General features: G+C 69.1%; 21 protein-coding genes. 15 read left to right on the forward strand and 6 right to left on the reverse strand.

Annotated elements, in window-relative coordinates:
• Window position 1 precedes the first annotated feature (1 nt).
• From G3M57_RS00795 to G3M57_RS00805, 3 genes are all read right to left on the reverse strand, one after another.
• Window positions 2-3,007 carry a TonB-dependent receptor gene (locus G3M57_RS00795; protein WP_163228384.1) on the reverse strand — a complete coding sequence of 1,002 codons (3,006 nt, stop codon included), beginning with the start codon at window positions 3,005-3,007 and terminating at the stop codon, window positions 2-4.
• Between the two features lie 124 nt (window positions 3,008-3,131).
• Window positions 3,132-4,130: a FecR family protein gene (locus G3M57_RS00800; protein WP_056760608.1), complete on the reverse strand. Its 999-nt coding sequence runs from the start codon at window positions 4,128-4,130 to the stop codon at window positions 3,132-3,134.
• On the reverse strand, window positions 4,127-4,648 hold the full coding sequence (locus G3M57_RS00805; protein WP_163228385.1) for an RNA polymerase sigma factor: 522 nt from the start codon (window positions 4,646-4,648) through the stop codon (window positions 4,127-4,129). The genes G3M57_RS00800 and G3M57_RS00805 overlap by 4 nt, the downstream gene beginning before the upstream one ends.
• A 740-nt stretch (window positions 4,649-5,388) precedes the next feature.
• Here G3M57_RS00805 and G3M57_RS00810 point away from each other — a divergent pair.
• Both G3M57_RS00810 and G3M57_RS00815 read left to right on the forward strand, forming a co-directional pair.
• A complete protein-coding gene (locus tag G3M57_RS00810) occupies window positions 5,389-5,739 on the forward strand; it encodes an antitoxin Xre/MbcA/ParS toxin-binding domain-containing protein (RefSeq protein ID WP_163228386.1) in 351 nt (116 codons plus the stop codon).
• A 6-nt stretch (window positions 5,740-5,745) separates the two neighbouring features.
• Complete coding sequence (locus G3M57_RS00815) at window positions 5,746-6,243, forward strand: RES family NAD+ phosphorylase (protein ID WP_163228387.1); 498 nt, start codon at window positions 5,746-5,748, stop codon at window positions 6,241-6,243.
• A gap of 197 nt (window positions 6,244-6,440) precedes the next feature.
• Here G3M57_RS00815 and G3M57_RS00820 read toward each other — a convergent pair whose 3' ends face one another.
• Window positions 6,441-7,724 carry a type II toxin-antitoxin system HipA family toxin gene (locus G3M57_RS00820; RefSeq protein WP_163228388.1) on the reverse strand — a complete coding sequence of 428 codons (1,284 nt, stop codon included), beginning with the start codon at window positions 7,722-7,724 and terminating at the stop codon, window positions 6,441-6,443.
• Window positions 7,717-8,094, reverse strand: a complete 378-nt coding sequence (locus G3M57_RS00825) for a helix-turn-helix domain-containing protein (protein WP_163228389.1) — start codon at window positions 8,092-8,094, stop codon at window positions 7,717-7,719. The genes G3M57_RS00820 and G3M57_RS00825 overlap by 8 nt, the downstream gene beginning before the upstream one ends.
• Window positions 8,095-8,642: 548 nt before the next feature.
• On the opposite strand from G3M57_RS00825, the gene G3M57_RS00830 reads away from it, so the two are divergent.
• Window positions 8,643-8,882, forward strand: coding sequence for a hypothetical protein (locus G3M57_RS00830; RefSeq protein ID WP_208789641.1), 240 nt, complete (start codon window positions 8,643-8,645; stop codon window positions 8,880-8,882).
• Window positions 8,883-9,258: 376 nt separating this feature from the next.
• Here the strand turns inward: G3M57_RS00830 and G3M57_RS00835 are convergent, their stop codons facing one another.
• A complete protein-coding gene (locus tag G3M57_RS00835; protein WP_163228390.1) occupies window positions 9,259-9,948 on the reverse strand; it encodes a hypothetical protein in 690 nt (229 codons plus the stop codon).
• Window positions 9,949-10,217: 269 nt separating this feature from the next.
• Between G3M57_RS00835 and G3M57_RS00840 the strand changes: the two genes are divergently transcribed.
• The 12 genes from G3M57_RS00840 to G3M57_RS00895 all read left to right on the forward strand — a co-directional run bounded on the left by G3M57_RS00840 (window position 10,218) and on the right by G3M57_RS00895 (window position 21,873).
• Window positions 10,218-10,598: a hypothetical protein gene (locus G3M57_RS00840; RefSeq protein WP_163228391.1), complete on the forward strand. Its 381-nt coding sequence runs from the start codon at window positions 10,218-10,220 to the stop codon at window positions 10,596-10,598.
• Complete coding sequence (locus tag G3M57_RS00845; RefSeq protein WP_163228392.1) at window positions 10,595-11,152, forward strand: type II secretion system protein; 558 nt, start codon at window positions 10,595-10,597, stop codon at window positions 11,150-11,152. The genes G3M57_RS00840 and G3M57_RS00845 overlap by 4 nt, the downstream gene beginning before the upstream one ends.
• A gap of 20 nt (window positions 11,153-11,172) precedes the next feature.
• Window positions 11,173-11,931 (forward strand): hypothetical protein, encoded by a 759-nt coding sequence (locus G3M57_RS00850; RefSeq protein ID WP_163228393.1) that lies wholly within the window; start codon window positions 11,173-11,175, stop codon window positions 11,929-11,931.
• On the forward strand, window positions 11,928-12,446 hold the full coding sequence (locus G3M57_RS00855) for a hypothetical protein (RefSeq protein ID WP_163228394.1): 519 nt from the start codon (window positions 11,928-11,930) through the stop codon (window positions 12,444-12,446). The genes G3M57_RS00850 and G3M57_RS00855 overlap by 4 nt, the downstream gene beginning before the upstream one ends.
• Complete coding sequence (locus G3M57_RS00860) at window positions 12,422-12,976, forward strand: hypothetical protein (protein ID WP_163228395.1); 555 nt, start codon at window positions 12,422-12,424, stop codon at window positions 12,974-12,976. Before G3M57_RS00855 ends, G3M57_RS00860 begins: the two co-directional genes overlap by 25 nt.
• Window positions 12,977-13,001: 25 nt before the next feature.
• Window positions 13,002-14,942 (forward strand): type II secretion system secretin GspD, encoded by a 1,941-nt coding sequence (gspD, locus tag G3M57_RS00865; RefSeq protein ID WP_163228396.1) that lies wholly within the window; start codon window positions 13,002-13,004, stop codon window positions 14,940-14,942.
• The gene (locus tag G3M57_RS00870) at window positions 14,923-15,681 is read left to right on the forward strand and encodes a hypothetical protein (RefSeq protein WP_163228397.1); all 759 of its coding nucleotides are present in this window, start codon (window positions 14,923-14,925) and stop codon (window positions 15,679-15,681) included. Before gspD ends, G3M57_RS00870 begins: the two co-directional genes overlap by 20 nt.
• Window positions 15,682-15,686: 5 nt before the next feature.
• Window positions 15,687-16,064, forward strand: coding sequence for a type II secretion system major pseudopilin GspG (gspG, locus tag G3M57_RS00875; RefSeq protein ID WP_230983739.1), 378 nt, complete (start codon window positions 15,687-15,689; stop codon window positions 16,062-16,064).
• Window positions 16,061-16,804, forward strand: a complete 744-nt coding sequence (locus G3M57_RS00880; RefSeq protein ID WP_163228399.1) for a prepilin peptidase — start codon at window positions 16,061-16,063, stop codon at window positions 16,802-16,804. Before gspG ends, G3M57_RS00880 begins: the two co-directional genes overlap by 4 nt.
• Window positions 16,801-18,495 (forward strand): GspE/PulE family protein, encoded by a 1,695-nt coding sequence (locus G3M57_RS00885; protein ID WP_163228400.1) that lies wholly within the window; start codon window positions 16,801-16,803, stop codon window positions 18,493-18,495. Before G3M57_RS00880 ends, G3M57_RS00885 begins: the two co-directional genes overlap by 4 nt.
• Complete coding sequence (locus G3M57_RS00890; protein WP_163228401.1) at window positions 18,488-19,690, forward strand: type II secretion system F family protein; 1,203 nt, start codon at window positions 18,488-18,490, stop codon at window positions 19,688-19,690. Before G3M57_RS00885 ends, G3M57_RS00890 begins: the two co-directional genes overlap by 8 nt.
• A gap of 152 nt (window positions 19,691-19,842) precedes the next feature.
• Window positions 19,843-21,873 (forward strand): Ig-like domain-containing protein, encoded by a 2,031-nt coding sequence (locus G3M57_RS00895; RefSeq protein ID WP_230983740.1) that lies wholly within the window; start codon window positions 19,843-19,845, stop codon window positions 21,871-21,873.

Here is a 21,873-nt window from a genome sequence, read left to right on the forward strand (position 1 = left end):
CCTACCAGCGCTTGGTCAGCTGGAGGGAGACGAAGCGGCCAAGCGGATCGGCGTTGGCCGTGTCGTAGCCGACGCCCTGGGGATCGTCATAGAACGGCGGGTCCGCGGCGAACAGGTTCTGCACCGAGAAGGCGGCGGCCAGTCCCTTGCTCCAGCCCGCCCCTTGGGCGCGCCAGGCGACTTGAGCATCGATCGTCGTCCAGCTGTCGACGGACGCGCCCAGGGTCGTCTTGTAGTCGTCGACATAGTTGAGGCCGCCGGTCATCGACCACGCCTGGCGGGTCCAGGTCGCGCCGAGCCTGGCGCGCAGGTCGACCGGCTGACGGGCCTGGTCGAGCAGCGACAGCCAGCTCGAACGGGGCGTCACCTTGCGCTTGTAGTCGAGCAGGTAGCTGGCGTTGCCGGTGAGATCGAGCTTGCCCCCGGCCAAGAGCAGACCATAGCGCGCCGTCAGGTCTACGCCGCGCACGTGCAGGCCGCCGGTATTGACGTAGCGGCCGTCGACGATCGCGGTGTAGGCGGTGGTCGGATAGAGTCCGGCGCTGGTCGTGCCGGCCAGCAGCGCGGCGACCTTGGCTTGGTCGGCCGGATTGTTGACGTCGAGCGGCTGGACGAAGGGCGCATAGGCCGGATTGCCCAGCACGTTGGTGAGGTTCTCGTAGACGGGCGTTCCGATCTGGCCCTTGAAGCGCGTGTCGAACCAGGTCGCCGACAGTCTCAGGCCCGGAAGGCTTCGGCTGCTGTAATCCACGCCCGCGGTCCAGGACGTGGCGCGCTCGGGCTGCAGGTCGGGGTTGCCGCCGTAGCGTATGAACACGAGCTTGCTGGCGGCCCCTTGGGCCAGAAAGGTCGGCCCGCCGTCCTGGGGTTGGAACACCTCCGGCAGGGAGGGCGCGCGGAAGGAAGTCCCATAGCTGGCGCGGACGTTCACCGCCTCGACCGGCGACCACACCACCCCGATCTTCGGGTTCCGCGTCGTGCCGACATCATCATAGTGCTCTATGCGTCCCGCCAGCGACAGCTCCAGGCGCTGCATGCCGGAACGGGCGTTCTCGGGTCCGACCAGCGGCGCGCGCAGTTCGGCGAAGCCGGCCAGGATCTTGCGGTCGAAGGGCCCAGTTAGGGTGGTGGTCGGGGCGGCCCGCGAGGTCATGGCGATCGTGCGGGTGTCGAAGTGCTCCTGGCGGTACTGGCCGCCGACCGCCAGCTTCACGGGACCGCCCGGCAGGGTCAGCAGCGTGCCGTCCGCCTGGCCGTTCAGGGTCTCCACGGTGCTGACATAGCGGGTGCGCAGATAGCCGCCGGCGATGAAGTCGAGCACGGCCTGACTGTTGGCGGCGCCATCACCGTAGGGGTTGAAATAGCCGTCGCGCGCGGCGCTGTAGGCGGTGGCCGGGTCGTCAGGGATCGAGCCCAAGGCCTCGTTGAGAAAGCGCGTATTGAGGCGGCGCTCGCCGTCGCGGCGGGTCACGTCCTGGGCATAGGCGCCATAGAGGTTGGCGCGCCAGGTGCGGCCCAGATCGACATCGGCGCCGAGCGACGCGGCCACGCTGGTCGAATCGCCGTGCGCCCGCAGAGGGCCCAGCTCGTCGGTGAAGCTGTAGCCGATCACGTTCGAGGCCACGCTGTTGGGCGAAACGAAATAGGGGTTGGCGCGGGTGACCGTGAAGATGTTCACCGAGCCGGGCAGGGCGAAGGCGAACCTGCGCCGGCTCATCCGGACATCGCCGCTCAGCTCCAGCCGCGGCGCCAGCTGCTGGCCGAAGGCGGCGTAGACGGCGTTGCGGTCCTGCTCGGGCAGGATGTCGGACCGGGCGCGCTGGTTTTCGAGGTTGACCTGGCCCGCCTGAAAGCTGGCGGGCGTCAGGCCCACGCCCGATTGACCAGCGGGGATCGCCCAGGTCGGGACATAGCTGCCGGCGACCAGCAACAGGACGTTGCCCGGATGGCTGTAGAAGAACCGGTGATCGGTCCCGCCGAGCGGCCGCAGGTCCGCATTGGCGGCATAGGGCCGCTCGGCGCTGGCCACGCGGTCGCGCCGCCAGTGCTCGTAGCTGACCAAGGCGTGCCCGCTGCTCCAGGTCTTGCCCAGGGTCTGGGCGAACTGCCGCTCGAAGGCGCCGCCGGCCGTCGCGCCGCCCAGGCGAGCGCGCGTCTCGGCCCCGTCGAAGTCCTTGCGCAGGATGACGTTGACCACCCCGCCGACGGCGTCGGAGCCGTAGAGCGCCGAAGCGCCGTCGAGCAGGACCTCGACCCGGTCGACCGCGGCCGTGGGCAGGGACGAAACGTCGGCGAAGTCCCCCATCAGGCCCGACCCGGCCATGCGGCGGCCATTGACCAGGACCAGGGTCGCCGAGGCGCCGAGGCCTCGCAGGTTGACCCCTGTCGAGACCACGGGATTGGCGCCCGAGCCGTCGGTGTTGGCCAGGTTGGTGTCTGCGGAGGCGTTGCCGCCGAACGCCTGGGGCAGGTCGGTGAGCATGTCGGCGACCGTGGCGCGGCCCGAACGATCAAGATCATCGCGCGAGACGGTCACCATGGGCGAGGCGCCCTTGGCCGGCCCCCGGATCAGCGACCCGGTCACGACGATTTCGGAAAGTTGGCTTGGAGCCTCTGCGAGGTCGTCGCCTGTTGCGGAATCCAGGCTCGCAGCCGGGGTCGCACCCGGCTTGCGGCGCTTGAGCACGAAGGCCTTGTCGCCGCGGCGATGGATGTCGATCGGCGCGTCGGCGACGAGCCGCTCCAGGGCCGTCTCCGGCGTAAAGCGTCCACGAATTCCATCGCTTCGCCGGCCGGCGACTAACCCGGGTGAATAGACCAACTGACGCCCGCTTTGAGTCGCGAAGGCGATCAGAGCCGCATCCAGGGAGCCGGGGCGGATGTCGAAGGCGACGGCGGCGGTCGCCTGCTGGGGCGCGGCCAGGACCGGCGTGACAAACACCGGGACGAGGAAGGCGGAGGTGGCCAGGCCGATCAGCAATCGGCGGCGGAGGGAAAGTTGCAGCATGAAAGGGGTCCCCTTGGACGCTGCTGCGGCGTCCGTCGTGGGACGGATCTTCTGTGCACGGCGCAGGGCGTCGGGGCATTGACGCGCTAGGACGACCTCTTCCCTGGCGGGCCGGCGAAAAAACCTACGGGCTCGCGTCACCGTCTCCTGCGCGAGTCAGGCGGATCGCCCCGTTCTTGCTGTCCCGCACGACCGCCAGATCGTGCAGATCGGCTACGGCGCCGATGAAGGTGTCGGTGTCGCCTACAGCGAAGACGCCGGTGATCAGCGCCTCGCCCACGGCGCCATCGGCGATCTCGATCTTGCGCCGTTCGTAGCGATTGAACTCGGCGACCGCCTCGCGTAGCGGCACGGCGCGAAAGATCAGCCGGCCCGACGTCCAACTGGTGGCCGCATCGACGTCGACGCGGCTGGGCGCGCCCGAGGGCGCCCGGGTGGCGATGCGCTGGCCCGGCGCCAGGCGCCAGACATGGCCGGGGGCGCCGCCGGCCCCGTCGCGAACCTCCACTGCGCCGCGGACCAAGGTGATGATCGCGCCGCCGCGATCACGGCGAACGTCAAAGCGCGTGCCCAGGGCCGTGACCGAGGTGGGGCCCGCTGTCACGACGAACGGGCGGACCGCGTCATGGGCGACGTCGAACAGGGCCTGACCTTGGTCCAGCCGAAGGTCGCGCCGGGCGCGGCCCAGCCGCACCGACACTTGGCTGTCGGTGTCGAGCACCACGGTGGAGCCGTCGGCCAAGGTGATCGTGCGCTGCTCGCCCACCCCCGTGGAATAGGTTCTGGGAGCCCAGAGGGCGTAGCCGCCGCCGAACGCCGCCAGCAGGACGACGGCGAAGGCTAGTCCATAGGCTAGACGTCGTGCTTTTGGCGCAGCCGCCGGCCCAGGCGTTCGGGCCAGGGCGCCGCTGATGGCGGCCTTGATGTCGGGATCGTCTTGCAGCGCGGCGCTTCGCCGCCAGAAGGCGTCGACCTCGTCGTAGGCTTCCTTGTGACCAGGCGCCTTGCGCCAGATCCGGAATGCTTCCATGTCGGCATGGGGAACGTCGCGCTTGTTCAATCGGGCGAACCAGTCGGCGGCCTGCGCCTTGGCCTCCTCCGATGGGACAGTCGAAAGGCTCATCTGTCGCTTCTTCCGCCCAGTTCTGACCGCGCCGTCATGCAATGGGCGATCGCCTTGCCCAGCCGCCATTCTACGCTTTTCACTGATAAACCGCAGCGTGTGGCGATCTCTTCATATGTCAAACCTTGGAAGCGGCTCAAGACGAAGACGTCCCGATAAGCCTCGGGGATCGACAGGATCAATTCCTTGACGAGCAGTTCGTCACCCGGGAGCGCCATGGAAGGATCCTGCGAAGGGCCGTCCTGGAAGCTGCGGACGTGGCGGCCGCGGACGGCGCGCCGACGGATCAGATCCTTGGCCAGATTTGACGCCACGCGCATCAACAGCGCCTGCGGCCGACGGATGTGGTCAGGGTCGTGCGGCGCCAGGCGGACATAGGTCTCCTGGACGACGTCCTCGGCGTCGGCCTCGATCCCGCGGCCGAAGCGCTTTCTCAGCATGGCGGCCAGCCAGGGCGCATACAGCCTGTAGAGCTGGTCCAGGTCGCGGCGCTCGCCCCAATCAGGCTGGGTCGCCACGCGCGGAAGGGTCGGGTCCATCGCCTACTCCGTCGCTTAGACGAGGCTTTGGAAACCCAGGGACGAACAAGGGCGCGCAGCCGCTCGTCGCGGACGCGATCGCACGCCCGCCAAGGGGCGCGCACGACGGGTCGCATCGCGGCGCGTCGTTATGGCTCTTAGACATCGCACGGGGTTTCCACGCCCCACCGCCGTCCAGGGACGGCGGCTCTCGAATCCTGAATCAATCGAGGCGTCAGCGCAAGTCGTAGACCGCCGGTAGGCGAGAAGGGGGCGGGCGTTGGAACCTCGTGCGTTCGCTAAAGGCCCGTCGATTTCAGAATCCGACCGCCGCCGATTACCCCCGGCTCTTGGTCGGCCCCTATGAGACGGCGCCCGCCACGGTAAACTGAAGGAGGCGATCGCGACGCGCAATCTAGATTGGCGCGATGGGGCGAACGCCGGATAGAGAGACTAAAGCGCATTCGCGAGCACACACGCCCTAAGGGTGCGTCAGCCGAGCATTCTTATGGACGTTCCTCCGGGGAGACCTCCGGCCAAGGTTGGCGCCTCGCAACCCAGCTTCTCAGCCGCTCTCCGGGTGCACAACCTTTATAGCTTCGACACTTAAGATCCCAACGGGTCCGGCCGTCCTGATGACTTGCTTCGACGCCCTCCAAGCGACGGCCGACGACAGCTGTCTTGAGCTCCACATGAAATAACGCTATTTTGCGTCAATTGATGAGTTGAGCAAAAGCGCCATGGCCCTGCACGCATACGCCGAGGGCGGCTTTTTTGCCCCGCGCAAGATCGCCAACGCCTTCCACACCACGAGCGAGGAAGTCGCGCGCACGGCGGGCCTTGGCCGCGACGCGGTTCAGCGCAAGGAGCGGGTGCGGTCCGATCGGACGCAACGCCGGCTTCGCGAAATGGTCGAGGTCATCAACAAGGTTGAGCCGCGCTTTGGCTCGGCCCTGATCGCCTATGCCTGGTACCGCTCCGAACCGCTGGCGGGCTTCTCGGGGCAGACAGCCATGCAACTTGTCAGGGAGGGGCGTGGCGACGAGGTTCTCGACTATGTTGATGCGGTGGATGCCGGCGTCTACGCCTAGACCGCCATGCGATATTCCGGTCCGCTCTATCGCGCGCTCAATCCCGTCTATGCGCGTGAGCCGATGTCGGGGCGCGGCGCCGAACTCTACGGCGGCCGGTTCAACGCCAAGGGGACGCCGGCGCTTTATGGGGCGCTGGAGGTGATGACGGCCGTTCGCGAGGCCAATCAGGTCGGCGCGCTGCAGCCCACGACCTTGGTTTGCTATGTCGCCGACATTGAAAGGGTCTTCGACACCGGTGACGCGGCCGCGCTGGCGCAGCAAGGCGTCGATGCGGCGACGCTGGCCCACACCGGCTGGCGCGATGAAATGCGATCCGCAGGCCTTTCGTGCACGCAAGCCTTCAGTCAGCGCCTAATCGCCCAAGGGTTCCAGGGGCTGTTGGTCCGCAGTTTCGCGCCGGGGTCGGGTCCGGACGATCTGAACTTGGTGCTCTGGACTTGGGGCGCGGCCCCACCGAGCCGTCTGACGCTGGTCGACGACGAAGATCGCCTGTCTCGCTAGCGGCCGCCTACGCAGCAGGCGTGTCGATGGGCTGATCCTGGGGACGCTGCAGGCTGATCCGGGTTTTGGGGCGCGCTTGCGCCGCGCCTCCGCCCGCCCCGCCCCGCCCCGCCGATCGCCGCGGCGAGGCTAGGGCCGGGCGACGGCTGGCGGCGGCGCTTGCCAAGCAAAGCCCCGCTGGGTTCCGCGCAGGCCGGTCATCGGCTTTCCTTCACCAGGGTCAGCTCCGGCCAGCGATCCCGCAGCACCCGGGCGCGTTCGCGCGTGATCGGCAGATCGGCCAAGGTCAGCGGCCAGGTGTCGAGCGCCTGGACAACGAGGTCCTGGACCTCGCGGGCGATCCAGTCGGGGTCCAGACGCAGATGCTCCGCCACCCGGCGAAAGTGGTGCAACCGCACCGAGTCGAAGCGACGGATCTTGGCGAACGGCAGGCCCAGGGTGTCGTCCAGCGGCGTGAACAGCACCGTGGGGACGATGTCGTAGGCGGGCGAGAGCCGGATCTGCCCGGGCGCGGGGAAGATGAACGACCAGTTCTTCAGGTGGTTGTCGCCATTGCCCAGCAGGATGTCGGCCACCAGCCGGCGAAACCCCTCGAGCACGTCGTCGCGCCAGTCGGTGCTGAAGCGGGCGATCATGTTGAGAACCGTCTCAGTGTTGGCGGTATATTTGCGCTCGCCCACCGCGCCGAGGATCTGGCCGGCGTCCTCGATGTGGATGCGGCCGTCCTCGATCGTACGGTCGAAGCGCTCGATCGCCAGCGCATGGTCGCCCACCAGCATTTCCGGCGGAACGGCCCCGATGTTGCTGTTGGCGACCAGGCGGACATTTGCGGTGCGCACGCCAAGGGCCTTGGCCAGGCTCATGGCGGTGAACTCCGCCTCGGGCAGGCCCGGATAGGCGGCGGAGGCCAGCTTGAGGATGTAGCGGCCTTCGCCGGCGCGAGCCGGCGCGGTGAAGCGCTGGCCCGCGTCGGCGGCGATGAATTTCAACTGGACCCCGGCCAGGGAGAACTTCACCTGACCCTCGGGAACCGGCGCGCGAAAGCCTCCGACCCTGTCCCAACGGAGCGGTCCTGCGGAGTTTGGCGCCTCGGCGTTGTCCGGCGTCACGAAGATCGCTCCGGGCAAATCGGCGCCCAGCCGGGTGATCAGATCGAAGGGGTCGTGGTCGCCGGGACCCATCTCGTTGATGACCAGATCGCGCAACGCGCCTTCCGGCAACAGCCCCGCGAACCAGGGCGGCAGCCCGCCATAGAGACCGATCTTGTCGCCGCGATAGTCCAGTCGTCGGCGCGTGTCGGCCGGATCGCCCGGGGAGAACCAGGTCAGGCTGAGGATCGGGCGCGCCTCGTCGCGCAGCCACGCCTCGTCGGGCAGGAAGGCCGTCGCCCCAACGCCGTCGCGGGTCAGGGCGCCGACGCGCACTGGCGCGCCGTGCTGGCCCAACAGGTAGACGCCCAGGACGGCGGCCTGCTTAGCCATCGGGATGGTCCTCCTCGTCGTCGCCGAGATCGACGAACAGCTCGTCGAAGGTTGACCGGGCCAGGCCGTGCGCGTGCGGATGTGGGCCCGTCTTGGAGGCGTCCTTGTCGCCGCCGGCGTGCAGGCTTGCGACGGCGCGAGCCTGGTCTCGCGGCACTAGCACCGGCACCAGGTCGAGCGCGTCGCAGATCTCCGCCAGTAACGTCAGGCGGTCTTTTCCCAGCCGGCCCCGCGTCAGGTCGGTTTCCAGTTCGGAAACCCGGCCCTGCTCGCGCCCCAAGCGCTTGGCCAGTTGTTCCTGGGTGAGGCCCTTGGCGTGACGCGCAGTCTTCACCGCCTTGCCCAGTGTCTGGAAGATGTCCGTGCGCATCCGATATTCCGGATAATGTGGAAAGAAAATCCGAAATTACGGATACATCAACAGGAGCCAGGTGTCTATGGAATCCGGAATTCCGGATTTATAGGATCCGATATCCGTAATTCCGGATAGAGGCCCGCCAAGGCGCTACGGCCGGCGTTCTTGACGATCACGCGGGACTTGCGCTGGAACTGGAGCGCGGCGGATCCCCTCGGTTTGGAGTGCGCGTTCAAGATTCGCCACCAGGCTATGCGGCGTTCGTCTGAGATCGCACCTGACGCCGCTCGCCCGCCGCGGCCGGATCATCGCAGTGCGCTTCAACTTTACCATAAATTGTCATATCTGGATTGGAGCGCGGCATACTCCGTCATATCTGAGGTGTTAGGTGAGCTCGCCCAAGACCAGATCGGCGCTGGAGCGTCTCGGACTGGATATCCGGGGCGCACGGCTGCGGCGGGGCATGGCGGTCAGCGACCTGACGGCGCGCGCGGGCGCCTCGCCAAGCACCCTTGCGCGCCTGGAGCGGGGCGACGCGGGCGTCGCCGTGGGGGCTTGTCGACGTGCTTCTGGTCCTGGGGCTGGCCGACAAGCTCGGCGATCTCTTCGACGTCCGCAACGACAACCTGGGCCTGGCGCTCACCGAGCAGCGCCTGCCTCGCCGCACGCGAACCTTCGCCACCATCGCCCGCCGCCAGAAGGCCGCGGCGCGCAAGTCGGCCGCGCAGTCCGGTTCGCCCGAACCGGGCCAGGAGAAATCGCAAGCCGCCAGCGTCGTTGATCCTGACGGCGTCGCCTTCTGATGGCGACCTTCGCGCTTGGATCGCCCGCAGGGAGTAGTTTGTGCTCCGCCCCCGGCGGCGTCCCTTACCAGTACGTCGCGTTGAAACAGATCATCGATGTCCTGCCCGGCGGTGTCCTGAGAGCCCTTGGCGATCAGCGCTCACTTTGACGACGTCAGCTTGCATTCAAACCCGGTCAACAGGCGCTGCAGCATCATGCGTTGGCGCTCATTGAACGCCTCGCCGGCATGACTTTCCCGGAAACGCGCGGCGGCTAGCACGTCGCCAAGGTGGCTTCGGCGCCGTCGAAGGCGCGGTTCAGACAGCCCAAGAACCAAGCGATCCATCGGGCAATATCGGTAAGCCGACGTGATGCTTGCATGTAACTGCCGCACACCTACGGAAACGACACGCGCCAGGTGCGGCCACCCAGACCCTCATAGGGCGCGCAGGCCTGGAGGGCGCGGGCGGCGGCGCGTTCGGCCAGCAGCAACTGCGGATCGGCGGGCGCCGAGATCTTGCGAACGGCCTTGGGGGATACGGTCAGGCGGCCGTCGTCGCCGATCTCGACCATCAGCGTCGCCTTGCGGGGGGAGGCCGAACGCCAGCACGGCGCGACCTTCTTCCAGAGGTCGCCGGCCGGCGGCGAGGCGGGCCTGGGGCCGACGTCTGGCAGGGAGGCGGCCGCGTAAAGGTCGATCCCTTCGGCGCCCTCGCCCTGGCCCAGACCCTGGCTGGCCTGGCTCGAGCCGGAAGTCCCCGTCTGGCCCGCGGCGCCCTTCGCGCCGGACAAGTTGCTTGGGGCAGGGTGGCCGCCTTGCCCGAGCGGCGGCGAAAGGGGAGGCGACGCCGACGGGGACTCGGCGGCGTCCGGCGAGAGCAGGTGATCGAGGCGCTCGCCCGCCAAGTCGAGGCTGGACGTCCGCGGAGCGGCCTTGGGCGTGGCGGATGCGGCGGCTGGCGCGGCCGTCGACGCGGTCGAGGCCTCGCCGGGCGCGTCGCTGACCAGGGTGACGCCGACCACTCCGGACGTGACGGCCACGGTTTGGGTTCGTCCGCCCAGCAGCATTACGGCCAGGATGATCATGGCGTGGCCGCCCAAGGCTGCGAGCGCGGCGGTGGCGCTGACACCGTCTTCGTCAGGTGTGCGAGAACGGAATCCTGACATGGTGCGGCGAGGGGCGTCTTGCTCGACTTTGCGATCGTGCCGGCGACGGTAGCGATCCACGGGCCTAGGGTCCACTCCTCGTGCAACCGAGAAGACATCATCTGTTCACCCACCTGCATCGCGTGATATCAAGGACGTGGAAGCCTTGCTTCCGGGGTAGACGCGCCGAGGCGCGGAGTGGGGCGGGTATGCGTCAGGGACCAGGTCCATTCAGGGACCAGGACGGCTTTGCGGCCGTCGATGCGCTGGTCGCCGTGACCATCCTGTCGTCGAGCCTGGCCCTGTCCCTGATGGCCGCACAGGTCGGGGCGCGCGCCAGCCACGCGGCCGGTCAGGCCCGTGATGCCGAAATGCTGCTGCGCGAACGCCTGGAAAACACAGCGGGCCAGACCGGTGTTTGGTCCGGCCGCGAAAGAGGTCTTGACTGGCGGGTGGAGGCCCACGTGTCGGGCGCTGGACCGGCTCGCCTTGCGGCGCCCTGTACGCGCGTCGCTTCGGCCAAGGCCGTCGGCGGCCGGACCTACCGCATCGCCACGGCCGATATCTGCGCCCCCGGGGCCGCCGGATGACCGACGACGGCTACACCCTGGCCGAGATGTTGGCGGCGCTGGCCATCCTGGGCATGGCCGTGGGCGGTCTTGGTCTGGTCACCAGCCTGATCGCTCGCCAGCAACTGGCGGCCCATCGCGTTTCGACCCGCCTGGCAGAAAGTCGCGCCGCCGACCGAGCCCTGGGTCTCTGGCTGGCCGACCAGGACCCGACGACCTTGAGGGGCGATGGCCGGCGGCTTTCCGCGGCTTGCGGTCAGGCGACCTGCACGGCGCGGCTGGAGGCCGACAAGTTGCGCACGGTTCTGATCCTACAAGGGCGATCGGGAACGGTGCGGCGGTTTCGCCTGCGCCAGCCGCGCCTCGGTTTCGGCTACAGCGACGGCCTTGGCCAGGTCGCCGTCTGGCCCCGGCGCGGCAGCAATGAAGGGGAAGGCGATGGCCTTGCGCCGCGAGCGATCGTGCTGACTGCGACGAACGACGCCCCCTTGGCCGTGGCGCGGGTCTGGCCGCGCGAGCCCCGCGACTGTCAATTCGACGTCATCGTCGGCGCGTGCCGGGTCGCAAGCCGATGAATGCTCCCTTTGATTTGCGATTGGTCGAGCCCGACGATCTGACGGTCGATGACATCGCCCGTGACGGAGGCGGCGGGGCCGCCCAGCCCCGAGTTTTTGCCCGGGCGGTGCATGCGCCCGTCGGTTGGCCCTGGGAGCAGGTGCGAGCGGCCCAACTGGCGGCGTGTCACGAGGCGCCCTTGCCGATGGATCAGGTGCATCTGCGGCTCAAGCGCTTGACGCCGTGGCGTCCGGTCCAGACCGCGCGGTTCGCAGCCTGCTACGTGCGCATCGCCGAGATCGCAGAACGGTTCGAGACACAGGTCGAGGTCGAAGGGCGGCCCGTGCCGGTGGTGTTTGAACCCCCGGAATCGCTGGCGCGGCGGGCGCGACGCTCTGTGCTCGTGGGGGCGGGGGCTGCGGTCGTCGTGGCGCTGCTGTTCGTTTCGATCGCTGGCGCCCTGTTGGCCCGCGCCCAGGGCGAGGAACAGTTGGCCGCCCTGGAGCATGACGCGGCGATGAAACTGCAGCGGGCCGAAGCGGCTCAATCGTTTCGGCGGCAATCGACGGCCCTGGCCGCAGCCGCGCCGGGTGAACTGGTCTCGGCGCCGCTGGCGGATCTGGCCTGGGCCATGGCGGCGCGCGCGCCGGACGCGCGTATCGAAGCCTGGCGTTGGGATCATGGCGTCAGCCGCGTCGAAGCCCGCGGCGAAGCCTCGCCGTTCGCCGACTCCCATCGGGCGGTGACCCGCGAAGGAGCGGGCGTGTGGCGGATCGAACCCGAGGAGAGGGGGCGATGAACGGGAGCCGAGCCAGCGGGCCGGGTTTGGCGGTCGCCGCGGCGATGATCGGCGGGGCCGCAGCCATTGTCGCCGCTACCGGCCTGTCAGCTTTGGCGCGGCCGGACGATCGCGCCGCGCGACTGGCCGAGGTGGAACGCAAGCTCGACCGCATCGAGGCGCTACAGCGCGGCGCCGCCGAGGGCGGCCCGATCTATCCCCGTGGCGCGATCTGCCGTGAAGGTGTCGGCCTTGGCTCCAGCACGGTCGAGCGAAAGCTCCGCGCGGCGCTTGGACCGGCCAAGTTGATGTCGATGGCCTTCGAACCCTCGACACCGGCCGGCGAGAGCTTGCTGGCCGTCAATTTCCGCTTCGAGACCGTCGGCTCCTACGAGGACGCCATGGCCATGCTGCGCGAACTGGAGGCGGCGCGACCGACCCTGTTCGCCGACTCCGTCGACCTGGTCTCCAAGACCTCCGCCGTCTCCCTATCGTTTTCTGGACATTTCTATTGCTCGACCTCCGCGCGCCTTTGATCCCGATCTGCGCCGCTGTGGGTCTCGTCCTGGGCGTGACCGCATGGCTGGCGGCTGGGCGCCAGGACGTGCTGGCGCCGGTCCAGGAGCGATTGGCGAGTTTGCGGCCGCCAGATGGACGACTTGCCCTGAACGGCGGTGCGCCGTCGCTGCTGGGCCAGCCGCTATTTGCGCTGTCCGTAGGCCCCAACGCCGTACGCGATCCCGCGGTGAGCGTACTGGGAATATCGCGCATGCCCGGGCGCGCCGCAGCCTTGGTGGCCATCGACAGCAAGGCGCCCGTTTGGCTGGCGCGGGGCGAAAGCCGTGACGGGGTGGTGCTGAACGACGTCGGTTCCGGCCGCGCGACCCTCGATCTGCCGCTGGGCGTTCGCACCCTGCGGATCGGTGAGGCCACGTCCGTCGGTGGCGGGACCGCAGCAAGTCCCGATCTGGCCAATCCGATGACGGCGCCCGCACCCGGCGACATGCCACCGCCTGGCTTCAGGTCGCCCCCCCCGCCCGCCAGCGCGCCCGGCCTGGGTGGCTGAACCCTTGTCTCCAACGAAGCTCTCCATGACGCCTAAGCGCCTAGTCTGCCTTGCCTTCAGCGGGGCTTGCCTAACCTTCGGCCCCGCAGGACCGGTCTCTGTTCTTGCCGCCGCCCCAGCTTCGCCGCAGGCCGAGCGCGCTGAGTCCTTTACCTTCGCCTTTCGCGACGCCGACATCGCCCAGGTCGCCGAGGAGATTCTCGGCAACGCCCTGGGCGTGCCCTACACGGTCGATCCCGGCGTCACCGGCAAGGTGTCATTCCGGATCGACCGCCGGCTGACCCGGGCGCAGTTGCTCGACGCGTTCGAGGCGGCGTTGGCCGTCAACGATGTGGCCTTGCTACGCCAGGGCGACAGCCTGGTGCTGGCGCCGCGCGACAAGGCGCGCTCATCGGCGTCGTTGCGCGATCCCAGCGCGCTCAGCGGCGCGCGACGCGGCGGCTACGACGTCGTCGCCGTCCCGCTATCGTTCTCGACGCCGACCGAGGTGGCCAAGGCGCTGGAAGCCATGACCGGCTCCAAGGCGGTGCTCTATTCCAACGATAAGCTCGGCCTGATCGTGCTGGGCGGATCGGGCTCGGAACTGCAGTCGTTGCTGGAGACCATCAAGATCCTGGACCGCAACGTCTTCGAAGGCGCGCGCATTCGCTGGTTCGACCTGCACCAGGCCGCGGCCGGCACGGTGGCGGCGGACCTGGCCAAGATCCTGTCGACGGCCGGGGTCCAGGGCGTGTCCGTCTCGCCGCTCAGCCGGCTGAACGGCCTGATCGTCTCGGCCCGAACCGAGACGGCCATGAACGAGGTCGCCGGCTGGATCGTTCGGCTGGACACCCCGTCACGCGATCTTTCCACCCAGCTCTATGTCTACCGGCCACGCAGCGCCTCGGCCGCCTCGCTGGCCCGCACCCTCTCGCAGGTGCTGTCCACCGGCGAGGGCGGCGGCGGCTACAATGACCGTCAGTCCGGCCGCGAGACCTCCCGCACCGACGTCGCCCCCTCGTCCAAGGACGACGGCGCGACGCGAAGCAGCAGCGAAGGCGACACCGAAAGTCTGGGCGACCAGAAGCTGGAGGACGGCGTGCGCATCGGTGTGGATCGCGACAGCAACACCCTGATCGTCCGCGCGCCGGCCGCCCGGTGGATGAGCCTGCAGCAGACCCTAGCCGAGATCGATCGTCCGCCCAGTCAGGTGATGATCGAGGCCTCGATCATCGAGGTCAGCCTGACCAACGATTTTCGGTTCGGCGTCGACTGGTCGGCGGTGAGCGGCAGCGGCAAGCTGGCGGGCAACTCGGTCTATACCGACAATGGCGTGATCGGACCCAAATTCCCGGGCTTTTCGATCACCTATCTGGGCGGCGACATCGACGCGGCCATCAACGCCCTGGGCTCGCGCACCGCCATTGACGTGGTTTCCGCGCCCAAGCTGATCACCCTGGACAATCACAAGGCGCGCCTGCAGATCGGCGACCAGGTGCCCATCGTCACCCAGACGGCCACCGACACCACCACTTCCTCGCCGGCCATCGTCAACACGGTGGAATATCGCGACACCGGGGTGATCCTGGAGGTGACGCCGCGCATCAGCGGCGACGACAAGGTGGTGGTCGACATCGCCCAGGAGGTCAGCGGGGTGGCCAAGACCGTGACCTCCGGCATCGACTCGCCGACCATCCAGCAGCGCAAGCTTTCCAGCACGCTGGTCCTGCAGGATGGCGCCGTCGTCGCTCTCGGCGGCCTGATCAGCCATCGCCGCAGCGACTCCGACAGCGGCGTGCCGGGCCTCAAGGACGTCAAGCTGCTGGGCAACCTCTTCAAGTCCAAGTCCAAGGAGGGCGCGCGCACCGAGTTGGTGGTTTTGCTGACCGTCAGGATCATGCGCGATCCGGCCGCCTCCAGCCTGATGACCCGCGACCTGCTGGCCGACATGCGTGAGATCGAGAGCCGTGGCCTGCTGCCGCACTGAAGATCCAGGCGACGGGGGCTACGCCACCGCCGCGGCCCTGACGGTCAGCCTGGCGATCGCCATCCTGGCGGCGGCCTTGGTGATGCGCGGCGTCGCGGTCCTGAAACTCGCGCGGGCCGACTATCGCCGCAGCCAGGCTGAATACGCCCTGTCTGGGGCGCATGTCCTGGCAGTGGCGCGGCTGCTGAACAGTTCCGCTCCCGGGCGACTGGCCTGGAGCATCGGCGGCCTTGATCCGCAGGGCGTGGCCCTCTTGGCCGAGCCGGAGGCGCCGAAGCTGGCGCTGGCCGCGGCGGAGGATCTCGATGACAAGACGCTGGCCGCGCTGGGCGCGGTCGATCCGGGCCAGGCGCGGTTGCGGCTGGCGGAACTGGAGGCGGCCAGCGCGACTCCCGACGAGGTCATGGCGGTCGACCGCGGCGGAGCCTGGCGAGCCTGCGCAGCCAGCGCCATCTCGCCGTGGGGGAGGTCGCAGGTCGTCAGCCTGGGCGCGGTCCGCGAACCGGACCAGGAACCGGGCGGCGCGCGGGCGGGACAGGTCTGGCGCGTTCGGGCCAGCACCGATGACGGCTGGACGGACGAGCGGATTGTGAGATTGATCGGGCGGGCGCAAAACCCCAGCGCGATCATATGGCGACGCTTCGGAAGAGGCGCGGGGAAGGGCGTAACATGCGACAGGACGATAGAGGCTCGCGCCAGCGGCGCGGCCAATCCGGGCGGGACGCGGGCTACACCCTGACCGAGATGCTGGTGGTCATCGCGATCATCGGCCTGATCGCCGCGGTGCTGACCCCCAGTCTGATGGGCCAGCTGGGCCGCGCGCGTGTCAAGTCGGCCCAGCTGCAGCTGGAATCGGTGGCCGCCGCCGTCGAGATGTTCCATTCCGACGTCGGGCGCTATCCGACGGCGGCCGAAGGTCTGAGGGCGCTGGTCACCGAGCCAGCCGAGGCCGAGGGCTGGACCGGTCCCTATCTCAAATCCGCCAGCGTCCTGAAGGATCCGTGGGCCGGCGATATCCTGTATCGCGTCGTCGACGACCAGGGTTTCGAGGTGGTCAGTCTCGGCTCCGACCGCAAGACGGGTGGGACGGGGACCAAGCGCGACTTGGTCGCGCCCAAATGAACGCCGCCGCGCTTATCCTCGCGCCGCTGCTGGGCGCGGTCGTCGGCAGCTTCGCCGCGACCGTCGGCCTGCGCTGGGCGCGAGGCGAGCAGGCGTTGAGCGGGCGCTCGCGTTGCGATGCCTGCGCCAGGCCGTTGGGGTTTTCCGCCACCGTGCCGATCATCTCCTATGTGCGGTTGGGGGGCGCCTGCGCCGATTGCCGCACGCCGATCCATCCGGGCCACTTCGCCGGCGAGGTTCTCGGCGCGAGTCTGGCGGTCGCCAGCGTCGCGTTTCTTCCGACCGGCCAGGCGGTGGCCGCCGCCGCTATGGGCGCGGTGTTGATCGCCGCGGCCGCCGCCGACGCCGCCAGTCGCCGGCTGCCAGACTTGGCGAGCGCGGCGGTGGCCGTGCTAGGCCTGGGCCTTGCGCTGCTCCGTGGTCCGGCGGCCCTGCTGGCCGGTCTCGCCGGGGCCCTCTTGACCGGCGCAATCCTGCTCCTGCTGCGCCGCGGCTTCGCAGCCCGGCGAGGCGATCCGGGCTTGGGTCTGGGAGACGTGAAGCTGACCGCGGCCCTGGCCTTGTGGTTGGGGGCGGCGACGCCCTGGGCGCTGGCTCTTGCGGGGCTGGCGGGCTTGGCGCAGGTGCGCCTCGCCAAACCGGCCGACGGCAGAATCGCCTTTGGTCCCCTCCTGACGGCCAGCGGCTGGGCGGTCGGATTGTCGCTGCAGGCGGGGCTGTTTGGAGATCTGCTTCCATGACGGTCGCCCGCACCCCTGCGCGCTCGGCGGCGCGCGCTCGCCTGGTCGAGACGCTGGTCGAACGCGGCCTGGTCGAGGGCGCGGCCATCGCCCGCGCCGAATTGGTCGCCCTGCGCACCGGCCAGCCCGTCGAGCAGGTCCTCAACCAACTGGGCGCGCTGTCGGACGAGGATTTGGCGCAGGCCTACGCCCAGGCGACCGGCTGCGAGATTTGGGAGCCGCGCCTGAGGCCGGCGGTCATCGAGATCGCCAACCTGGGCGTCACGGCCGATTTTCTGCGCCGGACCCGGCTGCTGCCGCTCGATGAAACGGCGGGCTCCCTGGTCTGCGCCGCCTGTGACCCGTTGGACGATGAGGCTCTGGCGGGCCTGGTCTTCGCCACCAACCGTTCGGTCAGCGTCCTGGCCGCGCGTCCGGACGAGTGGCGCCGCGTGTTCGACGAGCGCCATGGCCCGGAGGCGGCCGCGCCGGCTGAGGCGGTCGACGAGCGCCGCCTGGCCCGCGAGATCGATCAGGTGTCGGACGGGGCCGTCGAGGGCGGCGGCGCGCGCCTGGTGGCCGAGGCCTTCGAGACGGCGATCGCCCTGGGGGCGTCCGATATCCACTTCGAGCCGCGCCGGCATGACCTGCGCGTGCGCCTAAGGGTCGATGGCCGGATGATCGAGCATCGGGTGGTGGCCGCCGATCTGGCCGCGCCGGCGGTGTCGCGGATCAAGGTGATCGCCAACCTCAATCTGGGCGAGCGCCGCCTGCCACAGGACGGCCGCACCTCCTTCGTGATCGGCGGCAAGTCGGTCGACGTCCGTGTCGCCACCGCCCCGACGGTGTTCGGCGAAGGCGCGGTGCTGCGGATTCTCGACCGCAGCGCCGTGCCGCTGGAACTTGGCGGCCTGGGCCTGGCCGAGAACGTGACGGAGGTGCTGCGCAAGGCCGGTCGCGCGCCGCACGGTATTTTCCTGGTGACCGGTCCCACCGGCAGCGGCAAGACCACCACCCTCTATGCCCTGCTAGAGACCTTCACCGGTTCGCCCAAGAAGGTGCTCAGCGTCGAGGATCCCGTCGAGTACCACTTCGAGCACGTCTCCCAGACCCAGGTCGCGTCGCATCTGGGCCTGACCTTCGCCGCGGCCCTGCGCTCGTTCCTGCGCCAGGATCCCGATGTCATCTTGGTCGGCGAGATCCGTGATCCGGAGACGGCCGCGGTGGCGATCCAGGCGGCCATGACCGGTCACCTGGTCCTGGCCTCGATCCACGCCAACGACGCCCTGGCCGTCGTGCCGCGTCTGCTGGACATGGGGGTGGAGCCCTACCAGCTGGCGGCCGCCTTCCGGGGGGCGGTGGCCCAGCGGCTGGTGCGTCGGCTCTGTCCCCACTGCCGACAGGGCGGCGCCGCCACCGAGGCCGAGCTGGCTTTCGTCGCCGACCAGGGCCTGCCCGCGCCGATGCGCACCTTCCGCGCCCAGGGGTGCCCGGCATGCAAGGGGGGCGGTTTCCGCGGCCGCCTCCCGATCGCCGAGGCCTTCCTGACCAACGACGCGGTGCTCCGGGCGATCGCCGATCGCCAGCCGGCGGTCGAGATCGCTCGCCTCGCCCAGGCGCTGGGTTTGGCCAGCATGGCGACCGACGGCCTGGACAAGGCAATGCGCGGCGAGACCACGCTGGAGGAAGTGATGGGCGCGGTCCATGACTGACGGCCAGAGCTTCGCCTATGTCGCGCGCGGGGCCGACGGCAAACGTGTCCGAGGGCAGGTTCCGGCGGCCAGCGAACAGGCCGCTTTCGAGCGCTTGCGTCGGCAGGGGCTGTCGCCGCTGAAGCTGCGGCCAGCGCGAAGCCGGGCCGGCAGCGGCCAGGGTCTTCAGGACCGCGAAAGCGCCGAGATCCTGCTCAGCCTGGCGGATCTCCTGAGCGCCGGGGCGGACATGCGCTCGGCGCTGGACGTACTGCTGTCGCGCGCCCAAGGCTCGCGGGTCGCCAACGCCTGCCGACAATTGCTGCAGGACATCAGCGCCGGCGAGGCGCTGGATGCGGCCTTCGCCCGCACCCTGGCGCCGCGCCACGCCTTTGTCGCCGCCCTGGTCGCCGCGGGCGAAGCGGCCGGCGACCTGCCCCAGGCGCTGCGCCGAGCCGGCGAGATGCTCGAAGCGGCCATCAAGCTGCGTCAGCAACTGGTCGCCGCCCTGGCCTATCCGTTGTTCGTCCTGATCAGCACCCTGACGGCGGCGGGCGTAATCCTGCTGGCGGTCGTGCCGTCGCTGGAACCGCTGGTCAGCGAGGGGGGGGAGGGGAGCGCGCCGATCCTGTCGGGCCTGTTGGCGGCCAGCCGCCTGCTGCGCGAGCAGGGCGTGGCGCTGGCCGGAGGCTTGGGCGCAGCGGCCATCCTGCTGACGAGCCTGGGGCGCGCCGGCCTTCTGCGTGGCCCGGTCGATCGGCTGTGGCTTGCAGGACCGTGGCGGCGCACCACCTGCGCGCTGGCGTTCGGCGGCTTTGCGATCTCGCTCGGGGTGATGCTGAGCGCCGGCGCGCCGATGAGCGAGGCCCTGAGGCTGGCCATTCGCGGGGTGCGTTCCGACTTGGCCAGGGCGCGGCTGCAGGTCGTCCTGCAGCAGGTGCGCCAGGGCGTGTCCCTGTCGCAAGCCCTGCAGGCGGTGAGGGGGTTTCCGTCAACCGTCGTGCGGCTGGTTTCGGTCGGGGAGTCGACCGGCGCCCTTGGGCGGATGCTGCAGCGCTCGGGCAAGCTGGAAGAGGACGCCGCCGTGCGCGACATCGAGGCGGCCGCACGATTGCTCGGACCCGCCTTGATCGTCCTGCTGGGCGGGCTGATCGGCTTGATGATGGCCGGCCTGCTGTCCGGGGTGACCGAGCTGGGGCAGGCAGCCCTGAATTGAGCGCTATCGCATAAATTTCAACGCGCCTTGGTTGCGTCTTTGAAAGGGCCAACATACGGTCAAGGTTCGAGGGGCTTGGGCAGGGGCGTTCAGTGGCATTTTTGGCGCGGTCGCGATTGGCGATCGCTTGGGCTTCGCTCGCGGCCGCGAGCGTGGCGTCCTCGTCGTCGGCCCAGGTGACGACGAGCTACACCTATGACGATCAGGGTCAGGTCAAGACGGTCGTCCGGTCCGGCAATACCGTCGCCTATACCTACGATGCGGCGGGAAACCGCACGGCGTTGGGCGTCACCTATCCGCCGCCGGGAGCAGCGGCCGGTTCCCTCAGCGTGCCGTTCGGCGGTTCGGCCAGCCTGGCGCTGCCGGTCAGCGGCCAGTTTACCGGCGCGGCCGTCGATACCGCGCCAGCCAAGGGCTCGGTGACGATCGCCGGCACGACCGCGACCTATACCGCCTCGGGATCCAACTATGGATCCGACAGCTTCACCTATCATGCGGTCGGACCAGGCGGGAATTCAGCGGTCCAGACGATCGGCGTCACCATCGCCAATCCGCCGGCCCCGGGGGCGAACAATGGCGCGCTGAACGTCGCCTACAACAGCGCCGCCAGCCTGGCGGCCCCGGTCACCGGCGTGGCCACCGGACTGGTCATCGACAGCAATCCGGCCAAGGGGTCGGTGACGACGTCGGGAACCACCTTCACCTATACGGCGACCTGGCCCAACTACGGGGCCGACAGCTTCACCTATCACGCAACCGGTCCGGGCGGAGCCTCGCCGGTGCGCACCATGAGCGTCAACATCGCCAACGGCGCGGTTCCGGCGGCCAGCAACGGCTCGGCCGCCGCGGCCTACAACGCGCCAGTGACCATCACCTATCCAGTGGGCGGCGACTACGCGGTCGCGGCCCTCGACAGCCAGCCCGCCCATGGCAGCGTCTCGGCGCCGACCTATGTCAACGGTGTCGGCAGCCAGTCGACCTACACGCCGCAGGCCGGCTGGATCGGCGCGGACAGCTGGACCTTCCACGGGACCAGCCCGTTCGGCAATTCGCCGGCGAGGACCTTCACGGTGACCACCGGCGCGCCGGCCGCGCCGACGGTGTCGAACAAGACGCTATCCGTAGCCTATGGGACCGGCGGTTCTGTTTCGATAGCGCCGTCGGGGGTCTACACCTCCGTGGCCATCGTAACGCAGCCGGCGCACGGCCAAGCTGGCAACGCTGGCAACCAGACCATCGCCGACTATATTCCGGCCGCAGGTTACTACGGCGCCGACAGCTTCACCTACAACGCCACCGGGCCCGGCGGGACCAGCGCGCCAGCTACGGTTTCCGTCAATGTGCCCCGCCCGCCGCCGCCGACGGCGCCGAACATTTCGGTCCAAACGGTTTGGGGTACACAGGCCACCGTGACGCCGTCCGTCAGCGGCTATTACGACAGTCTAGCCATCGCCACCGCGCCGACCCGCGGCGGGGCCGGTGTGGTCGGCGGGTCCATCGTCTACAACAACATGCCCGGCTATTACGGGCTGGACAGCTTTACCTACACGGCGTCGGGGGTGGGCGGGGTGAGCGCCCCGGCGACCATCACCGTCGATGTCGTTCCTCCTGCGCCCGTGACCGCTGGCAACGTTTCGGCAGACGTGGCCTACAACACCGCCACCAATATCTCCCTGGCGACCACTGGCCCGGTCAACAGCAGCAACATCTATGCCGCCCCGGCTCATGGCGTGGCGACGCTGCATGCAGGCTACGTGACTTACCTGCCCACCAGTGGCTATTCGGGGCCCGACAGCTTCCAGTACTCCGTCAGCAACGGCGTCAACTCCAGCGCCACTGGAACGGTCACGGTCAACGTCGCCGCGCCTCCAGCCGCGCCGCAACCGTCGCCACAGCCGGACGTAGCAGGGGTCTATTCACGCAATACCGTGGTGATCTCGCCGCTCGTGAACGACAGCGATCCCAGCGGCTATCCGCTGACGATCACCAGCGTCAGTTCCAATGGCGGCGGCACGCCAACGATCATCAATGGCGGGTCGCAGATCAGCTACAACGCGCCCACCGTCGCCACCCGCGGCAACAAGATCGTCACCCTGACCTACACCGTCTCGAACGGACATGGGAGCAGCGCGTCCTCGACGATCACGGTCACTGTCGAAACTGAATACTTTGGTGGGCAATAA

Origin of the sequence: Caulobacter rhizosphaerae, from assembly GCF_010977555.1 — a bacterium.
Lineage (GTDB): Bacteria > Pseudomonadota > Alphaproteobacteria > Caulobacterales > Caulobacteraceae > Caulobacter > Caulobacter rhizosphaerae.